Origin of the sequence: Pandoraea sp. E26 (genome assembly GCF_000681415.1) — a bacterium.
GTDB lineage: Bacteria > Pseudomonadota > Gammaproteobacteria > Burkholderiales > Burkholderiaceae > Pandoraea > Pandoraea pnomenusa.
Genome location: NZ_AYXJ01000029.1, coordinates 1 through 17,863 on the forward strand (window position 1 = coordinate 1; position 17,863 = coordinate 17,863).

19 protein-coding genes and 1 pseudogene are annotated in these 17,863 nt (G+C 67.4%); 14 read left to right on the forward strand and 6 right to left on the reverse strand.

All coding sequences use genetic code 11. The features are described 5' to 3' along the window. A pseudogene (locus W930_RS0117805) lies at positions 1-575 on the reverse strand (NAD(P)(+) transhydrogenase (Re/Si-specific) subunit alpha); the annotation flags it as partial. A 422-nt stretch (positions 576-997) separates the two neighbouring features. On the opposite strand from W930_RS0117805, the gene W930_RS0117810 reads away from it, so the two are divergent. The 11 genes from W930_RS0117810 (at position 998) to W930_RS0117860 (ending at position 9,664) form a co-directional block, all read left to right on the forward strand. Next, positions 998-1,474, forward strand: a complete 477-nt coding sequence (locus W930_RS0117810) for an NUDIX hydrolase (protein ID WP_023597474.1) — start codon at positions 998-1,000, stop codon at positions 1,472-1,474. Continuing rightward, the gene (mnmA, locus tag W930_RS27940; RefSeq protein ID WP_023597473.1) at positions 1,471-2,670 is read left to right on the forward strand and encodes a tRNA 2-thiouridine(34) synthase MnmA; all 1,200 of its coding nucleotides are present in this window, start codon (positions 1,471-1,473) and stop codon (positions 2,668-2,670) included. The genes W930_RS0117810 and mnmA overlap by 4 nt, the downstream gene beginning before the upstream one ends. 72 nt (positions 2,671-2,742) lie before the next feature. After that, a complete protein-coding gene (locus W930_RS0117820) occupies positions 2,743-4,344 on the forward strand; it encodes an FMN-binding glutamate synthase family protein (RefSeq protein ID WP_023597472.1) in 1,602 nt (533 codons plus the stop codon). 231 nt (positions 4,345-4,575) lie between these two features. Then, complete coding sequence (locus W930_RS27945; protein WP_023597471.1) at positions 4,576-5,376, forward strand: helix-turn-helix transcriptional regulator; 801 nt, start codon at positions 4,576-4,578, stop codon at positions 5,374-5,376. Then, on the forward strand, positions 5,373-5,591 hold the full coding sequence (sctF, locus tag W930_RS0117830) for a type III secretion system needle filament subunit SctF (RefSeq protein ID WP_023873158.1): 219 nt from the start codon (positions 5,373-5,375) through the stop codon (positions 5,589-5,591). Before W930_RS27945 ends, sctF begins: the two co-directional genes overlap by 4 nt. Continuing rightward, positions 5,588-6,010 carry a DUF1039 domain-containing protein gene (locus tag W930_RS30185; protein WP_051610655.1) on the forward strand — a complete coding sequence of 141 codons (423 nt, stop codon included), beginning with the start codon at positions 5,588-5,590 and terminating at the stop codon, positions 6,008-6,010. The genes sctF and W930_RS30185 overlap by 4 nt, the downstream gene beginning before the upstream one ends. After that, entirely contained in the window at positions 6,007-6,363 is a 357-nt protein-coding gene (gene sctI, locus W930_RS30190) for a type III secretion system inner rod subunit SctI (RefSeq protein ID WP_023597468.1), read from the forward strand. Before W930_RS30185 ends, sctI begins: the two co-directional genes overlap by 4 nt. Continuing rightward, on the forward strand, positions 6,360-7,214 hold the full coding sequence (gene sctJ / locus W930_RS29265; protein WP_023597467.1) for a type III secretion system inner membrane ring lipoprotein SctJ: 855 nt from the start codon (positions 6,360-6,362) through the stop codon (positions 7,212-7,214). The genes sctI and sctJ overlap by 4 nt, the downstream gene beginning before the upstream one ends. Next, positions 7,211-7,873 (forward strand): type III secretion system domain-containing protein, encoded by a 663-nt coding sequence (locus W930_RS0117850; RefSeq protein ID WP_158443213.1) that lies wholly within the window; start codon positions 7,211-7,213, stop codon positions 7,871-7,873. Before sctJ ends, W930_RS0117850 begins: the two co-directional genes overlap by 4 nt. Next, positions 7,849-8,538, forward strand: a complete 690-nt coding sequence (locus tag W930_RS0117855) for a hypothetical protein (protein WP_036656083.1) — start codon at positions 7,849-7,851, stop codon at positions 8,536-8,538. The genes W930_RS0117850 and W930_RS0117855 overlap by 25 nt, the downstream gene beginning before the upstream one ends. Then, entirely contained in the window at positions 8,531-9,664 is a 1,134-nt protein-coding gene (locus W930_RS0117860) for a TyeA family type III secretion system gatekeeper subunit (RefSeq protein ID WP_023873162.1), read from the forward strand. Before W930_RS0117855 ends, W930_RS0117860 begins: the two co-directional genes overlap by 8 nt. A 137-nt stretch (positions 9,665-9,801) precedes the next feature. Here the strand turns inward: W930_RS0117860 and W930_RS0117865 are convergent, their stop codons facing one another. The 5 genes from W930_RS0117865 to W930_RS0117885 form a co-directional block, all read right to left on the reverse strand. Beyond that, positions 9,802-10,215, reverse strand: coding sequence for a hypothetical protein (locus W930_RS0117865; protein WP_150565604.1), 414 nt, complete (start codon positions 10,213-10,215; stop codon positions 9,802-9,804). Positions 10,216-10,432: 217 nt separating this feature from the next. Then, positions 10,433-10,672 carry an EscE/YscE/SsaE family type III secretion system needle protein co-chaperone gene (locus W930_RS0117870; RefSeq protein ID WP_023873164.1) on the reverse strand — a complete coding sequence of 80 codons (240 nt, stop codon included), beginning with the start codon at positions 10,670-10,672 and terminating at the stop codon, positions 10,433-10,435. Further along, entirely contained in the window at positions 10,647-12,032 is a 1,386-nt protein-coding gene (sctD, locus tag W930_RS0117875; RefSeq protein WP_024788856.1) for a type III secretion system inner membrane ring subunit SctD, read from the reverse strand. Before sctD ends, W930_RS0117870 begins: the two co-directional genes overlap by 26 nt. A gap of 2 nt (positions 12,033-12,034) precedes the next feature. Then, positions 12,035-13,666 (reverse strand): EscC/YscC/HrcC family type III secretion system outer membrane ring protein, encoded by a 1,632-nt coding sequence (locus W930_RS0117880; protein WP_023873166.1) that lies wholly within the window; start codon positions 13,664-13,666, stop codon positions 12,035-12,037. 2 nt (positions 13,667-13,668) lie between these two features. Next, positions 13,669-14,166 carry a hypothetical protein gene (locus W930_RS0117885; protein WP_023873167.1) on the reverse strand — a complete coding sequence of 166 codons (498 nt, stop codon included), beginning with the start codon at positions 14,164-14,166 and terminating at the stop codon, positions 13,669-13,671. Between the two features lie 326 nt (positions 14,167-14,492). Between W930_RS0117885 and W930_RS0117890 the strand changes: the two genes are divergently transcribed. From W930_RS0117890 to sctV, 3 genes are all read left to right on the forward strand, one after another. Further along, the gene (locus W930_RS0117890; RefSeq protein WP_023597459.1) at positions 14,493-15,152 is read left to right on the forward strand and encodes a two component system response regulator; all 660 of its coding nucleotides are present in this window, start codon (positions 14,493-14,495) and stop codon (positions 15,150-15,152) included. A 237-nt stretch (positions 15,153-15,389) separates the two neighbouring features. Further along, on the forward strand, positions 15,390-15,773 hold the full coding sequence (locus W930_RS27965) for a hypothetical protein (protein WP_023873168.1): 384 nt from the start codon (positions 15,390-15,392) through the stop codon (positions 15,771-15,773). Between the two features lie 14 nt (positions 15,774-15,787). Further along, positions 15,788-17,863, forward strand: a complete 2,076-nt coding sequence (gene sctV, locus W930_RS0117900; protein ID WP_031627404.1) for a type III secretion system export apparatus subunit SctV — start codon at positions 15,788-15,790, stop codon at positions 17,861-17,863.

Consider the following 17,863-nt stretch of genomic DNA (forward strand, 5'->3'; position numbering starts at 1 on the left):
GCTTCGATCACGGCGCCCAGACGCTTGGCGGTGGCGATCGCCTGCAAGCCCGCCACACCGGCGCCGAGCACGACCAGGCGCGCCGCCTTCACGGTGCCCGCGGCCGTCATGAGCATCGGCATGAAGCGTTGATAAAGGTTGGCCGCGAGCATCACGGCCTTGTAGCCGGCGATGTTGGCCTGCGAGGACAAGACATCCATGCTTTGCGCACGCGTGGTGCGCGGGGCGGCTTCCAGGGCGAAGGCGGTCACGCCGGCCGCCGCCATGCGCGCGTTGTTCTCGGCATCGAACGGATTGAGCATGCCGACCACGACGCTGCCGCGCGGAATCTGAGCGAGTTCTTCCGGCGACGGCGCACGTACCTTGAGTACGAGCTCGGCGCCAAGGGCGTCGGCTGCGCTGCCCAGTGTGGCGCCGGCAGCCTCGAAGGCGGCATCGGGTACGCTGGCGGCGTTGCCGGCGCCATGCCCGATCACGACCTGGTGTCCCGACGCGACCAGTTTCTTCACCGTCTCGGGCGTGGCCGCGACACGGGATTCTCCGGCAAGCGTCTCGGCGGGAATGCCGATTTTCATTGTGTCTCTCCTTGGGTTTGTGAACTGATCTCATCAACGGCCAAGGAGCCGCAGCGCGTGCGCTGCCGGGGCAGGCGCGTTACCTGTTTCGCCGCTGATGACATTAGTCCTGCACAAACCACTGCAAACGAACTACTGCAAAAACCGGTGATGCGGTACTGCCACTGCACACTGCTGGTGCTCGAAGCTTACCCGAAGATTACAGATGCGCCTATTGCACCAAACGGCATATCAATATGCCGCGAACGCGGGATAATCGCGGCTAACGCCAACCGACCGGTCGGTCGTTCGACTGGCGCGTCGCCTGCGGCAAACCCCGCCAGACGGTAAAATGACGTTTTTATCGGGGATCACGTCCGCGAGGTAACTTCCGGGCGGTGTCCCGGGTGAGCCGGGCGACCCGTCTCTCGCGAGGAAGTCCCATGGATGCACGCTGGAAGCCCAACGTGACGGTGGCGGCGGTCGTCGAACGCGACGGCCGTTTTCTGTTTGTCGAAGAGCAAAAGCGTGCCGGGCTGCTGCTCAATCAACCCGCCGGCCATCTGGAGCCGGGCGAGTCGATCGTCGACGCCGTGCGCCGCGAGGTGCTGGAAGAGACGGCATACCGGTTCGAGCCGAGGCATCTGGTGGGGATTTATCTTGCGCCCGGGCCGGACGACATCGCGTACCTGCGCTTCACCTTCACCGGCACGCTCGGCGAGTTCGACGCCTCGCGCACGCTCGACGACGGCATCGTCGGCACGCTGTGGCTCACACCGGACGAAGTGCGCGCCCAGCGCGCACGCCACCGGTCACCGATTCTGGAGCGCTGCATGGACGATTACCTGCGTGGGGTACGTTACGACCTCGCCATACTTCAGTCCCATCCGGTCACGACCGGTGGGCAAGGCAATACATGAGTCAAAAACGCGTAGTGGTGGGCATGTCGGGCGGCGTCGATTCGTCGGTCACGGCATGGCTGCTCAAGCAGCAAGGTTACGACGTCGTCGGCCTGTTCATGAAGAACTGGGAAGACGATGACGACAGCGAGTACTGTTCGACCCGGCAGGACTGGATCGACGTGGTGTCGGTCGCCGATCTGATCGGCATCGACGTCGAGGCCGTGAATTTCGCCGCCGAATACAAGGACCGCGTGTTCGCGGAGTTCCTGCGGGAGTATTCGGCGGGACGCACGCCCAATCCGGACGTGCTATGCAATGCCGAGATCAAGTTCAAGGCATTTCTCGACCATGCGGTGGCGCTCGGCGGCGAGACCATCGCGACGGGGCACTACGCGCGCGTGCGTGAGCACGACGGACGCTTCGAGTTGCTCAAGGCCTTCGACCACACGAAGGACCAGAGCTATTTCCTGCATCGGCTCAATCAGGCGCAGCTCTCGCGCACGATGTTCCCGCTCGGCGAAATGCCCAAGACGAAGGTTCGCGAGATCGCCGCGCAGATCGGCTTGCCCAACGCGAAGAAGAAGGATTCGACCGGCATTTGCTTCATCGGCGAGCGTCCGTTTCGCGACTTCCTCAATCGCTACCTCCCCACGACGCCGGGGCCGATGAAGACGCCCGACGGCGCTGTCGTGGGCGAGCACGTGGGCCTGGCGTTCTACACGCTCGGTCAGCGCAAGGGCATCGGCCTGGGCGGTAGCCGCGACGGTTCCGGCGAGCCGTGGTTCGTCGCCCGCAAGGACATGGCGAGCAACACGCTGTACGTGGTGCAGGGGCACGACCATCCGTGGCTGCTCTCGGCCACGCTCGACGCCGAGGACCTGTCCTGGGTCGCGGGCGAGCCGCCCGCCGAGGGCACCCGCTGCGGCGCCAAGACTCGCTACCGCCAGGCGGATGCCGCCTGCGAGGTCGTGCGCGCCGATGGCTCGCAGGCGCTTACGCTGTCGTTCCCGGAGGCCCAATGGGCCGTCACGCCCGGACAGTCGGCCGTGCTGTACGACGGCGAGATCTGCCTCGGCGGCGGCATCATCGCCGCGACCACCCCCGCCACGCCGGACACCTCGGCGTCCGTGTCGCAGGCGTCGCCTGCGTCGGTCCGCACCGAACCGCCGACGCGCGACGCGAAGCGCAAGCACACCATCCTCAACTCGCACTGACGCCGTCGGCGCTCGCCGGGGGAACACCCGGCCGTGCGCCGGTGCCGGTCCCCCCAAAAGCAAGGAGGTTTCATGTTTTCGCGCCGATTCCTGGCTCTCTGGCTGGCGGTCGCGTTGCTGGTGGCAACGCTCGCCCTGGTGCTCGTCGACGGCTGGCATCCGCTGTGGCCGCTTCCGTTTGCCGCACTCGTCGCGCTCGGCGTGTGGGATGTCGTGCAGCAGCGTCACGCCGTGCTGCGCAACTACCCGCTCTGGGGACATTTCCGATTTCTGTTCGAATTCATCCGGCCGGAGATCCGTCAGTATTTCGTTGAGGACGACACCTCCGAGACGCCGTTCTCGCGCGCGCAGCGCAGCATCGTCTATCAACGCGCGAAGGGGGACGTCGACAGTCGACCCTTCGGCACCGAACTCGACGTCAAGGCAACGGGGTACGAGTGGATCGCCCATTCGCTCGCGCCCACGGTCCTTGACGGTCACGACTTTCGCATCACCATCGGCCCGGATCGCGCGCAACCTTATTCCGCTTCGATCTTCAACATTTCCGCGATGAGTTTCGGCGCGCTGTCGGCCAACGCGATTCGCGCGCTCAACCGGGGCGCAAAGCTCGGCAACTTCGTGCACGATACCGGCGAGGGGTCCATCTCGCCGCACCATCGCGAGCAGGGCGGCGACCTGATCTGGGAAGTGGCGTCGGGGTACTTCGGCTGTCGCAACGACGACGGCACGTTCAATGCCGAGAAGTTCGCGGCGCAGGCCACCACGCCTCAGGTGAAGATGATCGAGGTGAAGCTCTCGCAAGGCGCCAAGCCGGGGCACGGCGGTGTGTTGCCGGCCGCGAAGATCACCCCCGAGATTTCGGCCACGCGCGGCGTGCCGATGGGCCAGGACTGCATCTCGCCGTCGCGTCACAGCGAATTCTCGACACCGCTCGGCCTGCTTCAGTTCATTGACCGCTTGCGCACGCTCTCGGGCGGCAAGCCGACCGGCTTCAAGCTCTGCATCGGCCATCCGTGGGAATTCTTCGGCATCGTCAAGGCGATGCTCGAGAGCGGCATCCTGCCCGACTTCATCGTCGTGGACGGCTCGGAAGGCGGCACGGGCGCCGCGCCGCTGGAGTTCACCGATCACGTGGGCGCGCCGCTGCAGGAAGGTCTGCTGCTTGTGCACAACACGCTCGTGGGCGCCGGGCTGCGCGACAGGATCCGTATCGGCGCGTCCGGCAAGATCGTGACGGCGTTCGACATCGCCCGCACGCTGGCCATTGGCGCCGACTGGTGCAATTCCGCGCGTGGCTTCATGTTCGCGATCGGTTGCATTCAGTCGCAGAAGTGCCATACCGACCGGTGTCCGACCGGTGTCGCGACGCAAGACCCGTTGCGTCAGCGCGCGCTCGTGGTGCCCGACAAGGCGCAGCGCGTGCACCAGTTCCACTCGCAGACGCTGCATGCGCTTCAGGAATTGATTCAGGCCGCGGGACTCTCGCATCCGTCGGAGTTGCGCGCGCATCACATCGTGCGGCGGGTGTCGTCCAACGAGATTCGCCTGATGTCGGAGTCGCTGAAGTATCTCGCGCCCGGCGATCTGCTGCGCGGCCAGTTCCGCTATCAGCTCTACGAGACGTACTGGCCCATGGCGCGCGCCGACAGCTTTTCGCCGGCGGCGATCGCCTGACGCGTTGGCCGCACGTCACGCACGACGGCGTGGCGTCCGCTTCCGGAACCCGATGCGATGGGGCATCGGGTTTTTTGTTTTTCCGACAGTTTTCTTCCCAAAAACCAAAACGGCAGGGCGCCGCGCGCGACATTAAGGTGTCCACCGGATGATGCCCGTGCGCGGACTCGCCTATCGTTGGGCCTTCGATTTTGTCATCCCGCAGACGGAATGCCGTCAGAGGAGGAGCCAATGAGTACGGTGCGATTTCTGATCAGCCGCCACGACGTGAAACTGATCGTGAACGGTCTCGTGCATACCCTTCCCGCCGGCAGCATGACGGCGACCAGTTCGGACGCCACGATGGACGCCCAGGGGCCCGTGGTGTCGCATGACTTTCATGCCTGCGATCTGCAGGCGCTTTACCCGGATGTCGTCGACCTGCTCGACCGTCGACCGCTTGGCGTCTTCCATCGGCAGGCGGCGCGCACGCTGATCCTCGAACCGAGCATGGTCGACGTGGCGATGGCGTTGCAGGACGTCGACCGCATGGCGATGCTGCGCTTCTTCTACGTCTATTGCCTGTGCCGCGATCAACGCTACTTTTCCGCGATGTTGCGCCAGACCATCGCCGGCAGCCACTCGTTGTTCGATTTTGTCGAGGCCAACTTTCACCGACCGTGGCCGGTGGGGCGTTTGGCGGAAGAGTTTGGCATGCCGCTGCGCAAGTTCCGCTACCTCTTTCAGCAGACGTACGGCATGCCTGCCAAGCAGTGGTTGCTGGAGCGGCGGCTGAGACTCGCCCGCGACCTGCTGCTTTCCACGCGTCACAAGGTGCTCGACATCGCGCTCGAGTGCGGCTTCACCAATCACGCGCATTTCACCGACACCTTCCGCAAGCGGTTCGACTGCGCACCCACCGAGATCCGGCTCGGTGCCCCGCCGATGCGCGGCGCCCGCCGGGTGGCGACGCCGCGCGCCGAGGCCTACGCCGCGCTGCGTGCCGATCTGGTGGCCGGGCAGGGGGCGGTCGCCGAGGGAGGTGTGCAATGAACGTCGAGGAAGTGCACCGCGGCATGTCGGAAGGCGTGCGCCGAATGTCGAACGAAGCCACGCAGGCCGTGCGCACGCAGGAGGTCAACGATCCGCGACATATGCTCGACGTGCAGTTCCGCCTGCAGCAGTACTCGACGATGGTCGGGTTGCACAGTGCGGCCATCAAGCTCATCAAGGACACGCTGATGGGCATCATTGCCAAGATCGCATGACAGACATGACGCACGCCACGCCGGCCGACGGCGATGCGGGTCGTCAGTGGCTCGACGCTTCCGTACGGCAATGCCTCGTGGAGCTCGCGCTGGCGGGCGCGCATCACGGCATGGCGCACGAGGCTCGCACGATTCTGACCGCATTGCCGTCGCTGGTGCCGGATCCCGATACGTGTCGCTGGTTGCAGGCGGCGCTGTCGATCGCGCTTGGCGACACCGTGGCGGCCAGCGGCTTGCTGGCCGAAGCGCGCAACGGCGCGCCGGCCGCGGACGCGACGGCCGATGCCCTCGCGTGCTGGGCGGCTTCACGTCCTTCGGCGGGCGGGCGGGTCGCACCGGATGCACCGATCGCACCGATCGCCCCGACGCCGGTTGCCGCATCCCGAACTTCCGACATCTTCCACACTTCCCGATCATGACGCTTTCCCGACTCTTCGAAGTCGCTGCCCAGGCGGTGGACACGGCGTCGCCCACCAACGCGGCGCTCGCAACGACCCATGCCGGCGAAGCCGACGCCGTCGGCTTCGCGCAAGCCATGGCAAACGCGCCCGGATTGCCGGAACACCATCTGCTGAATGCGGCAGGCAGGCTCGCGGGCGATACGGAACGCCTGGCGGAGCGAATCACGGCGCAGGCGGGCACGCGCAACGACCCGGTGCGTCTGCTCGCCGCGCAGCGCGATCTGACGGAACGCGTACTCTCGCTGGAGTTCGTGGCCAAGGTGGCGGGCGCGGCCACGCAAGGGGTCAACAAGCTGGTGCACATGCAATGACGCACGGTGTTGGCATCGCCCGTCCCGTTCGCCCGGGTGCGATGTCGGTGGCCGGGTGCGAACGTATACGTCGGCGCGTGTGCCGCTGTGCGCATTGGTGCGTTGGCGGCGCGCTGGTCCTTGCGCTCGCAGGCTGCAAGGTCGAACTGCATCGTGCATTGAGCGAGACCGAGGCGAATCAGATGCTCGCATTGCTGCTCGTATCGGGGCTCCAGGCGGACAAGCGCGCCGATACGTCGGGCATGACCGTTCGCATCGAGCGCAGCGACTTCGTCCGCGGGGTGGAGGTGCTGCGCCAGCATGGGCTGCCGCGCCAGAAGCGTGCATCGGTGGAGGACGTCTTCCCGCCAGGACAACTCGTCAGCTCGCCGGTGCAGGAGCAGGCGAAGCTCAATTTTCTCAAGGAGCAACGGCTCGAACGCATGCTCGCGGCGCTCGATGGTGTCATGGTGGCCGAGGTCTCCATCGCGCAGGTGCCCGTGGATTCGGCCGGGCGCGCGACCTTGCCGCCGGGCGTTGCCGTCTTCGTGAAATACAGCCCGGAGATCAACATGACGCAACGCATAACCGACATCCGCAGCCTCGTGCATGACAGTGTGCCCGGCGTGACGCCGGAGCGCATCAGCGTCGTGCTCCAGCCGGCCGACTATCGCCTGCCGCGTGCGGCAATCGAGACACGTTCGGGAGCGGTCCCACCGTCGGTCGGCGGCGCTGCGCGCTGGCGTCCGGTGCTGCAATGGACCAGCCTGGCGCTCGCGGGCACCGTGCTGTCCGTGGGCGGCGCGATGGCATGGCGCAGGCGTGCGGTGTGGGGACGATGGCTGCGTCGGCGCGCGGGCAAGCCCGCATGACGGCGCGCGGCGACACGGCTGCGGTCCGACTCGCAAGGCTGATCTGGCAGCCGGGAGGACAGATGGACGAAGGGTGGTGGCATGCCTTCGAGATGACGCCATGGCGAGACGCCTACCGTCGACATCCTGCATGTCGCGCATCCATCGACGCGCAACTGATCGTGCGCCGCGGTTGGCCTGCCGTTCGTGAGGCACGGGGGCCGCACGCGGTACCCCCATGCAGCGAAGCCGCAAAAGCGCGATTGCGGCGTCTGCCGACGCTGCGCCGCGTGGCGGTGGCGTATGGATTGCGAACGATGGGGTGCCCCGACTATCTGTTGCTCGGCGCGTATCGTCGCGCGCTGTCGCCATGGCTCGACGCCTGGCAATGCGACCGCCTGCTGCTCGCATGTGCCGAATGGCCCGCGCGGGCGACCTGTCCGCCCGATCGGATCGTGGCGGCGGCAATGCGCCGCACCGGGCGATGCCTCGATGCCGTCGCGATGCCGGATGCGGCCGACCTGGCAACGATCGTCACCGCGGCCCGCATTTTGCTGCCACCGGCGCACGATGCCGCCGAGGCGGGTGGGGGCATCGCCGATGGCGTGGCCGACGACGACATGTGGGCGCGCCTCGCGGCGCTCGAGAGGATGCTATGTATGTCATCGAAATCGCATTGACGGCGATCACGACGATCGAGGGCCCCGCGCCGGCGGGGCCCGTGGTTTGCGCTGACGCACTCGCACGTCTGCGCGGCCAGTCGGACCAGCGGGTGCAGTGGATGGCGCAGGCGCGGGCCGAGCGCGACGCCGCGCTGGCGGAGCGCGAGCAGGCGCGGCGCGATGCGCAGGCCTTGCGCGAGACGTGGCTGGCGCAGGCGCGCGAGCAGGCCGGGCAGGAGGCGGCGGCGATGGCGGAGGCGGCGCGTCACGACGCCGTGACGCAAGCCGTCGAATGGCTGGCCGGAGAAGCCGCGCTGGAGCGCGACATCGTTCGTTCGCTGGAGCGGCGCGTGGCCGATGCGATGGGTGTCGCGCTGTCGAGTTTCGTCGATGCGATGGAAGTGGGCGAGCGCTACGCACTGCGTGTTGCGCGTGCATTGCCCGATCTCGTAAGGGAGGGCGCGCTCACGCTGCGGGTTCCACCCGCGCATCGCGATGTCGTGGCGCACGCGCTGCGAGCGGCGGACATCGTGCTGGCGTGCGTGCCAGACCCGGCGCTGAGCGGGCGCCAGGCGCGCATCGAAAGCGAGTGGGTCACTGTTTGCCTGGACCTCGACGCCGATCTGGCGGCGATCCTGGCGCGCCTGCATCCCGGCCCCGGACTGGAGGTCGCCTATGGTTGAGCGCGTGCGTTCGTCGATGCCTACGGAGGCCGGGTCCGCGCAGGCGGGCAGTACCGCCGAGCCCCCCGATGCGCAGGCGTGGCTGGCGTTGGAGGGGCATGCGCGTCTGTCGCACGACCCGACGACCGACGTGCCCGGGCATGTCGCGTTGATCGAAGCGGCGATCGCGCAGAACGACAAAGCCGCTGTCGCCGAGTCTCAGGAGAACCTCAGTTTCGCGCTTGGTGTGCGCTTTCGACGCACAGGCCTGCGCGACATTCGCGACGACAAGCAGCGTGCGCGGGCGCTCTTCGAGCAACAGATGATTCGCTACGCGCGCGTGCACGGTGCGCAGTTCGAAACGATTCGCGAGCAACTGCGCGATCTGCCGTTCGTTCCCGATCCGCTCCAACGGATTCGACAGGCGCAGTTGTCGGGCGGCCACGCGGCGTTGGTCGTTGCGGCCTGGCTGGCCGAGAGCGGCCTTGACCACCCGACGCGCTCCCGATTGCGAAAGACGCTGGAAGTGCTGACGGATACGCAGACCTGGGCGATCGAGGCGTTTGCCGCGCTGGAGTGCGGCGGCGGCCGCCGTCCGGGCGCCGCGTTGCTGCAACAACTCAAGTCGCTCTATCGTCAGTCGCAGGGACCGCAGCAGTCGCTGACGCAATGGTTCGATACATGTCGACGATTTCCGCAGCGACGCGCACGCTTGCGCGCGCTGATGCAAGCCCTCGGCATGGAGCTCGGCGCGACGCACGCGGATGCCGACGTGCGGCGCCTGGCGGCGGTCGTCGACGATTTGCGCCGCGTTGTGCTGTTCCTCTCATTGGAGGCTTCGTGCGAGGCGTCGGCAACGACGATGCGCGCGGCGGGCTGCCGTACGTTCGAGACCGACACCATGATCTCCGAGACGCTCACGTTGCTCGATCAGTCGTGGGCGGGCGTCGAATGGCTGTCGCAGCGGGCGCACTATCTGGGCATGGCGACGCCGCGAATGCGATATGCGTTCGCGCGCGAACTCACCGGCCTGGTGAAGTCGGCACATGACGGGTGCTTCCGCGACGAAACGCAACGCGAGGCACTCGACGAGGCGCTCGATGCATGGAGGACGGAGCTCGCCCGCGAGGGCGACGAGACGCGATAGCGGTGGTGTGGGTGGCTGGGCGGCAGCGAGGGGCGGGGGCGCCCATTGGGTGCGCTACGGCGCGCGGGGGGCGAGCGCAGGATGTACAGGGGGGCGAGGCGGGGGGCCGGAAAGCGGAATGGAGAAGATCGCGAGGATCACGCGCGCAGATGTTCGCGGCAGAGCTTGATCCGGTCATAGAAGTCGGTTAGCGCTTGCGCGAAGGGTTCCGGTTCTGCCGCGGCGTCTTCCCTGACCTGTGCGTGAAGAATCAAGCGGTTGTCGCGCTCGCGCAATTGCACGTGTCCGGTGACGGCCCATTCGGCGGGCTCGATCAGGAATTGCAGCAGCCGCTCGCTGTTGGCCCGGTGCAATCGCGCCGCTTCGTCGGTGGCCACGACCGCGTGAATGCTGCACACCTGATTCTCGAGGGTTTCGACGATGATGCTGGGCGAAGCGTTGAACGTCAGCTCGATGGGCGAATGATTGTCGACGGCGTCGATCTTGCTGGGATCGCAGCCGATCAACTTCAGGGCTTCGACGAGCGTTTGCGCGAGGTCGTAACTGGGCATGATGTGCGTGAAGTGATGAGGAAATCGAAGGCGCATCGGCGTGGCGTGAGACCGGTCGCCGCGCGCGCCGCGCGATGCCGAAGGTTCCCATGCGCCGTCGATCTCGACTTTGGTCGTCGGTGCAGGGTTGTCGCTTCTGCGCACGCCTGGCGCGCCGCCGTCTTCATCGCGGTCGCCGTGATCGCCTCAGTCGCGGCTGTCGCAACTATCCGGACCGTCACGCCGAAGCTCCGTACGATGTGCCGTAGCGGCGTGCCAGGCTTTCGAGAATCGCTCCGGCGGCGTCGACGGCACGTTGCTGAAGTCGCACCTGTGCGTGCTCGGCGGGCGTGAGCGGTGTTCGTGCCGCTCGTGCCAGCGTCGCGCGTGCGGCGTCGAGCGTCGACGAAACCTCGCGGGCAACCGCAGCGGGCGCGACGGCCAGACGATCCTCAAGCTGCGTCAGGTGCGTCGCCAAGATGGGTCTCCGGAGTCAGGGGAAGGTAGTAGAGCCGGTCCGGTGCACCGATTGACACGCCGTCGGCGTAAATGGCGACGATGCGCGTGCCGCCGGGCAGGCGTACCCCCTGGGCGAGACGTGTGCCGTCGGCGAGCGTGAGCGAGGGCGCTTCGGGCGAGCCGCCGATGCTCACGAGCGGCGCGGAGAATCCCGTCTCGGCCAGTGTCGGGATCGTGGGCGGCAACGGTTCGATGCGCGCGGGCGATGCGTCTGCAGAGCGGTTCCATGTGTCGACGATGCCCTTGAGCGCCGCTTGCCGGCCGGGCGGCAGGGCGCCGGTGAGGCGCCAACCGCGGCGATCGCGCGAAATGTCGAGGCCCCGCAGTTGACCGGCGTTGCGCAGCGTTCTCACCAGCCTGTCCAACGCGTCGGCCGACCCCTCGGCCACGCGCCAGCCGTATGGCAACGCGAGCGCGTCGAGGGCGTCGGAGGCGGCTCGCCAGCGGGCATCCGCCACGAACGGGCCGCTGACGACGATCTCGCCGTCCGGTGCGGCTTCCACGTGCGCCGTCGCAAAGCCATGCAATCGCAACACCGTCCTCGTGGTCTCGATGGCGTTCGCCGGGCACCAGGTCTCGTCGCTCACCGTCTTGCCCAGCCACCGGGCTTCGGCGCGCAGCCGGGCGCGCGCATCGTCGTCGATGCAGCCGCCTGTGAGACGGACGGCGCCATCGCGGTTGGCGAGCACGACGTTGGGTGCGATGCGCGCCGCGAGCGCCGATAACGCGTCCGGTTCCGGCGCGCCCGGGGCCTGACCGGTAAAGCCGGTGCGCCACATCGCGGCGCCTGCGGCGACGATCAGCGAAGATATGCCCGCGACGGCGATCCACGGAAGTGACCCGCGGTGACGGCGATGGCGACGAGCGGCGCGGGCGTCGGGCGAGGCGAGGGACCGCCGCGCGACCTGGGGCTTTGGGGACGACGCAAGCGAGCGCGGCGCCGCCGGTCGACGTGCCGGACGCGGCGGCATCGGGCAGGGTGTTGGATCGCTGCCATCGTCGAGCCGAAAGGCCATGCCGGCCAGGTCGATGACGGCATGCAGCGGCAGGCAGGACGTGTCGGGTGCCGAGGGTGGCCGGGCTGCGGCGCCGTCGTCGCCGCAGTTGTCGTCGGGGGACGCGACAGGTACACCGTCCACCCAGAGCGGCGCGGCCGTCAGCAAGCGCACGCCGTCGTCGTCCACGCTCAGCGTGACACGCGCGCCGTGCTCGAGCGTCACGGCGATATCCGAATCGGCGTCGCCGATGGTGAGCATGCCTGCGGGCAGCGGCATCGGACGTCCGGCGAGTGGACCATCGAGCAAGGTCATCGTCAGCATGGTCACGGACTGGGCATGCCTTGGGCCGGCTCGGCCTTGATCAGGAACAGGCGCATGACGCTGTCGCTCCGGTTGCTCGTGGAACTGAAGAGGCGGCCGATGAGCGGCAGGTCGCCCAGCAGCGGGATCTTGCGCTCGTGCTCGCGCTGCGCGTCCTGGACGAACCCCCCGAGAAGCAGGCTTTGCCCCGCCTGCAACGTGGCATGGGTGGAGATCGACGAGTTGCGGATCGTCGGCACTTCGTCGCGCGTATTGCGTTCGCTGCGCACCTCGCCGCCATCTTCGATGTTGAGCGTGAGCATCACCTGCTCGGGCGCGGGGGCGTCTCGTGCGCTCCCCTGGTTCCCGGTACCTCCAACGCCCGGAACGAGGCGCGGTGTCACGCGCAGCAGCGAGCCTGACGTCACGCTCTCGAGCCTGGCCACCTTCTCGCCGGAGACCTTCGTGTAGAACGTCACGCTGCGATCGAGCACTGCCTGCATGTTGTCCAGGGTGACGATCGACGGCCGGGACAACACGCGCGCCTTGGAGTTTCTTTCGAGCGCACTCAGGTTGATCATGAACTTGTTGGTATCCCCGACGACGGTCGTGAACGTGCCGCCGTCGCCCTCGTGCATCTGACCGTTCAGCGCAACCGCACCGAACCCGCCAATTCGCGCGCTTCCCGAGAAATCGACGCCGAGCTCGGCAATGTCGCTGGCGTTGACGTCGATGATGGCGACGGAAATATCGACCAGGCGCGGCGGGATATCGAGTTGCGAGATGAGATCGCCGTAGATCGGCAGGTTGCGTCTTCGCTCCCGCACGATCACCGCATTGCGGCGTGGGTCGGCCGAGAAGCGTGGCGTGCTGCTGCGCGCGGCGGCCGACAGCGACGCGCCCGCGCCGGCCGTCATCGCATTGCCGATGCCCTCGGTGGACGCGTCGCCGGTCGCCGTCGCGGTCAGCGGGCCGGCGCCGAGAATAAGCTCCTTGAGTACGCTGACGACGCCCGGGATGACGACTTCCTGCCCGCGATAAGAGTACCTGGTGTCGTCCGCCGTCGCGAATTTCAGGGGAAATATCTTGATGGTCTCTTCGCTTTCCTGCTGGTCGCGGGCGTCGCGCTCGACGTAATCGGCGAGCATGGACACCGTCTCCAGACAGGCCGGCACGCCCGTGATCTCGAGCGCGTGCGTTGCCGGAATCGCCCGCGCCACGCAGTGCCGCGGGTGCAGCACGCCCGCCTCCCGAAGGTGCCCGAGCAAGTCGCCGGTCGACGCGAAACGCAGCGGCACCACGCGTCGCGCCGCCTCGCTGGACTTATAGATGTTCAGCGTCTGGCCGTTGAAGTACCACGAAAGCCGATAACGTTCCGAAAGTGCATCGAGCGTCGCCTGTGCAGACCCCGCAGGTAACGTTCCGATGAAACGATCGTCGACTTGCTCGCTCACGACAGTGGGCATGCCGTGATGCGCCCCGAAGTCGCGCAGCAGTTCGACCAGTGGGGTTCCGGTGCTCTGGAAGACGAACGGCCCGCCGCGCCAGACGGGCGTGATCGTCGCTCCAACGGCGGGGGCGAGCGCCAACACGATGGCAAGCAGCGCATGCCACGGGAGGGAGGGCGCCAGACGGCGCGAGAACTCGACACGCATGGTCAGCGGTGTCGCGGCGGCCGGCGCCGGAAGTCGGCCGCGGCGATGCCGTCTCGTGGCGTGCTCGTCGACGGACGCCCGGGGCGTGGCGTGGTGTCCGCGTCCCATGCGACAGCCATCGCGCAGGCGAGCAACTGTCTGCGCAGATGGGCCTCGACCTGTGCGGCCGGGGCCGAGTTATCGAAGCGGTGAACCCACCAGAGTGCGTCGGTCGCGAGGCACAGACTGTCATCGCGCAACGCCGGCTCGGCGGCGAGCGCGAGCGTGAGGCGAGCGAGCCAGTGGGCGAGCGCGGCGTCGTCGCGGAACGCGCTCGCCAGCGGCGGCCGGCCCGGGGTCTCGACGGCAGCCGCCGGCGTGACGTTCGTGGCCACGCAGTAGCCGTCGCCGGCCGCGCAGGTCCAGCCGCGCTGGCCGTCGAGTTCGAGGACGATGCGCGAGCCCTGAATGTCGCAGGGAGCGATCCAGTCGAGCGAGGCAAGGGCGAACGGCAGGCGCATGGACGGAAGTGGAGTCGGGAATGCGGTGGAACGGGAGAGCCGAAGTCGGGGAGGCGCCGCAACACCGATCTCCGGCGAGGATACGGTCCACGTTCGTGAATGGGCGTCGGCCGTCGATCGGCGAGCGAGGACGGTCATTATCGGGCGCCGCGTGCGCGACGCCATACGGCGCAGACCTGAAGTTGTCGCGAGGGCGTCGGGTTTGCGGCGTTTTCCCATGTCAAGGATCAGGCGAAGGCGCAAGATTCGCGCCGCGGGACCGAAGTCGAAAGAGAGTGAACAAAAATCCGCATGAATGCTAATGATCAACTGTCGAGGAGCCGCGAATGACGGGGGGTATCGGTGTCATCGTTGTCGAGGATCATGAATTGCTGGCCGACGGGCTTTGCCGTCTGCTCGAAGAGCGTCTTGGATGGTGCGTGCTGGCCAGAGTCGCCAACGGGCTGGACGTATACCGTGCCTGCGTGATTCACGCACCGACGCTGATGATGCTGGACCTCGGGCTGCCGGGCATGGACGGTGTCGACGTGATCCGGCAATGCGCGCAACGCTGGCCCGAGTTGCGCATCGTGGTCAATTCGGCCAGCGACGACAGCGAACGCGCGCGTCTGTCGCTCGAAGCCGGCGCCTCGGCGTTCGTCCTCAAAAGCAGTCCGCGCGAGACACTGGTTCAGGCGGCAATTCAGGCAATGCGGGGGGATCGCTACGTCGATCCGGCGGTTTGCGGCGGCGCGCTCGATCCGGCGAACGCACCGCGTCCGCCGGCGCTGGGCACTGTCGAGAAGCCCGAGCGGCTGCTCACGCTACGCGAACGCCAGGTGCTCAAGCTCGTGGCGGAGGGGCAGCGCAATCGCGACATCGCGCAGTTGTTGTCGATCAGCGTGAAGACCGTGGAGACGCATCGGCTGAACATGATGCGAAAGCTTGGCGCGCACAACGTGGCCGACATCGTGAATTGGGCCTATCGCCTGAGAATGATGCTGTGAGCGAAAGCCGGCGCCGGGGGCCAAGTTCAGGTCTGCACCGGATAGCCGCGTGCGCGCGGAGTGCGCGACCATGCCCGCTTCCCGAACCCTGCACATATCAACGTATCGGCATGCCGGCATGCCGCCGTGACGGTCCATCGGCACTTCGGTGGGTCGACACGCCGACATGCCGGCACGGTGGCGACGCGTCGCCATCGAACCTCGCCCAACCACGCCGAACGTCAACGTCTGCCGACGATGGACACCCAGACCCAACGCAAGCTCGAACAGCTCTTCGAATTGTTGTCGCTGCCGCCGCGGCGGATCGCATGGCGCATGCGGGTGCCGCTTGCGCCATGTTGGCTGATGACCGACGTCGATGCTTACGGCATTACGTTGACGCTCGCGCTGCCGCAGCCGGACGGGCACGCGGTGCGGTGCCTGCCGTTGCTGTTGCAAGCGTGTGCGCCGGAGTGGACGCCCGGCATTCCGGTGCGTGCCTGCGTGGCGCAGGGGGGCGCAATGCTCGTTGCGACACCGCCGGCCCGATTGCAGGCCCTTGCATGGTTCGGATGCCTTTCTCGTATGCGCCGGCTGCTCGAGCGCATCGATGCCCGTCGGCACCGTGCGGGGCACGCATGAGCCGCATGGGCCGAATGAACCGCACGCGTCGGGTGAGCGACTGGCTTCGCGCCGCCGCGGGCCGACAGGATATCGTCCTGGCCGCGCTGCTGCTCGTGACCGTACTGATGATCATCATCCCGATGCCGCCGTCGGTGATGGATCTGCTCATCGCGCTCAATCTCGGCGTATCGCTGTTGCTGCTGATGGTGGCGCTCTACATCAACGAGCCCCTGGACTTCTCCGCATTCCCGTCCGTGCTGCTGATGACCACGTTGTTCCGCCTCGGCCTCACGATCAGCACGAGTCGCCTGATCCTGCTGCACGCCGACGCGGGCGATATCGTCTACACCTTCGGCGACTTCGCGGCGGGCGGTAACATCGTCGTGGGCATGATCGTGTTTCTCATCATCACCATCGTGAACTTCATCGTGATCACGAAAGGCTCGGAGCGGGTGGCCGAAGTCGGTGCCCGTTTCTCGCTCGACGGCATGCCCGGCAAGCAGATGAGCATCGACGGCGATCTGCGCGCGGGCACCATCGACGCCGGCGAAGCCAAGCGCCTGCGACGCGTCGTGCAAAAGGAGAGCCAGTTCTACGGTGCGATGGACGGGGCGATGAAGTTCGTCAAGGGCGACGCCATCGCGGGGCTCGTCATCATCGTGGTCAATCTCCTCGGCGGCATCGGCGTGGGCGTTTTCATGCGCGGCATGAGCGCCGGAGACGCGGCCGCGATCTACGCCATTCTTTCCATCGGCGACGGGCTTGTCTCGCAGATTCCGGCGCTGCTGATCTCGGTGACGGCCGGCATCATCGTGACGCGCGTGCCGGGCGAGCACCGCCGCAACCTCGCGCGCGAGTTGACCGATCAACTGGCGGCCCAGCCGCGTTCGCTGACACTCGCCGCGGTGGTCATGCTGCTCTTCGGCCTGATCCCGGGCTTTCCGATGCATTACTTCCTGCTGCTCGCCGCGCTCGCCGGTAGCGGCGCCTGGTGGGTCGGGCGCGGTCAGCGCGCGGCCGCGGCGGCGCATGCCGACCCGGGAAGCACGCCGAACGCCAACGGCGGACGTCCTGGAGCGCAACCGCTGCTGGCGCGTGTCGGCGCGGGACTGGCGGACCCGGAGGGCGGTGTCGCGACACTGGCCGCGCGCATCGACGCCTTGCGTCACGAGAAGTTCGAGCAGTTCGGCGTGCCGATGCCGGAGGTGGCGGTCGTCGTCGATGCCGCGCTCGCCGACGGCACGTTGGACATCCAGCTGTATCACGAGAGTGTGATGACGCTCGAGGTGATGCCCGGCGAGGCGCTGGCGCGCCACGATGTTTCGCATCCGATCCCGGCACTGCGCAATCTTGCCGCGGGCGCGCCGCGCGAGACGCCGCTGCCGTTCGGCGGCCAGGTGTTGTTCTGGCTCGACGACGCGCAGCGCGACGCGTGGCGGGGACAGGGGGGCGCGGTGCTCGAGGGCGCCGATCGCGTGGCGCACTGCGTCTCGCTGGTGATCGACGCGCACGCGGCGGACTTTCTGGGCGTGCAGGAGGCGCGCTATCTGATGGACGGCATGGAAGATCGCTACGGCGAGCTGGTCAAGGAGCTGCAACGGCAACTGCCGATCAGCCGGACGGCGGAAGTGCTGCAGCGCCTGGTGGCCGAAGGCGTCTCGATCCGCGATCTTCGGCGGGTGTTCGAAGCGCTGATCGAATGGGCGCCGCGCGAGCGCGATCAGATCATGCTGACGGAGTATGTGCGGCTGAGTCTGCGCCGCCACATCACGCGGCGTTTTCGCCGGGGCGCCGAACACATTACCGGATGGAACGTGGGCCGCGGCATCGAGGACACGGTGCGGGCGGCGGTGAGGCAAACGTCGTCGGGTTCGTACGCCGACCTGAGCCACGAGCAGACCGACGCGATTCTGGAAGCGCTCGACGGTGCGATGCAGGCGCATGACGGCACGCCCGCGGTGCTCCTCACCGCGATGGATGTGCGGCGCTTCGTGCGCAAGCTGATCGAGCGCGAGCGCGCCGACCTGCCGGTGCTGTCGTTCCAGGAAGTGGCGGACGAGCCGCATGTGCGCGTGCTCGGCACGATCGACCTGCAGGGGGCGCACTAA

Excerpts from the sequence above, each read along its gene's own strand:
- sctI (WP_023597468.1), top strand. The coding sequence starts at position 6,007 with ATGACGCTTTCCCGACTCTTCGAAGTCGCTGCCCAGGCGGTGGACACG.
- W930_RS27945 (WP_023597471.1), top strand. The coding sequence starts at position 4,576 with ATGAGTACGGTGCGATTTCTGATCAGCCGCCACGACGTGAAACTGATC.
- sctV (WP_031627404.1), top strand. The coding sequence starts at position 15,788 with ATGAACCGCACGCGTCGGGTGAGCGACTGGCTTCGCGCCGCCGCGGGC.
- sctD (WP_024788856.1), bottom strand. The coding sequence starts at position 12,032 with ATGCTGACGATGACCTTGCTCGATGGTCCACTCGCCGGACGTCCGATG.
- W930_RS0117820 (WP_023597472.1), top strand. The coding sequence starts at position 2,743 with ATGTTTTCGCGCCGATTCCTGGCTCTCTGGCTGGCGGTCGCGTTGCTG.
- W930_RS0117850 (WP_158443213.1), top strand. The coding sequence starts at position 7,211 with ATGACGGCGCGCGGCGACACGGCTGCGGTCCGACTCGCAAGGCTGATC.
- W930_RS0117865 (WP_150565604.1), bottom strand. The coding sequence starts at position 10,215 with ATGCCCAGTTACGACCTCGCGCAAACGCTCGTCGAAGCCCTGAAGTTG.
- W930_RS0117860 (WP_023873162.1), top strand. The coding sequence starts at position 8,531 with ATGGTTGAGCGCGTGCGTTCGTCGATGCCTACGGAGGCCGGGTCCGCG.
- sctJ (WP_023597467.1), top strand. The coding sequence starts at position 6,360 with ATGACGCACGGTGTTGGCATCGCCCGTCCCGTTCGCCCGGGTGCGATG.
- mnmA (WP_023597473.1), top strand. The coding sequence starts at position 1,471 with ATGAGTCAAAAACGCGTAGTGGTGGGCATGTCGGGCGGCGTCGATTCG.
- W930_RS0117855 (WP_036656083.1), top strand. The coding sequence starts at position 7,849 with ATGTATGTCATCGAAATCGCATTGACGGCGATCACGACGATCGAGGGC.
- W930_RS0117890 (WP_023597459.1), top strand. The coding sequence starts at position 14,493 with ATGACGGGGGGTATCGGTGTCATCGTTGTCGAGGATCATGAATTGCTG.
- W930_RS0117810 (WP_023597474.1), top strand. The coding sequence starts at position 998 with ATGGATGCACGCTGGAAGCCCAACGTGACGGTGGCGGCGGTCGTCGAA.
- W930_RS0117885 (WP_023873167.1), bottom strand. The coding sequence starts at position 14,166 with ATGCGCCTGCCGTTCGCCCTTGCCTCGCTCGACTGGATCGCTCCCTGC.
- W930_RS27965 (WP_023873168.1), top strand. The coding sequence starts at position 15,390 with ATGGACACCCAGACCCAACGCAAGCTCGAACAGCTCTTCGAATTGTTG.
- W930_RS30185 (WP_051610655.1), top strand. The coding sequence starts at position 5,588 with ATGACAGACATGACGCACGCCACGCCGGCCGACGGCGATGCGGGTCGT.
- sctF (WP_023873158.1), top strand. The coding sequence starts at position 5,373 with ATGAACGTCGAGGAAGTGCACCGCGGCATGTCGGAAGGCGTGCGCCGA.
- W930_RS0117880 (WP_023873166.1), bottom strand. The coding sequence starts at position 13,666 with ATGCGTGTCGAGTTCTCGCGCCGTCTGGCGCCCTCCCTCCCGTGGCAT.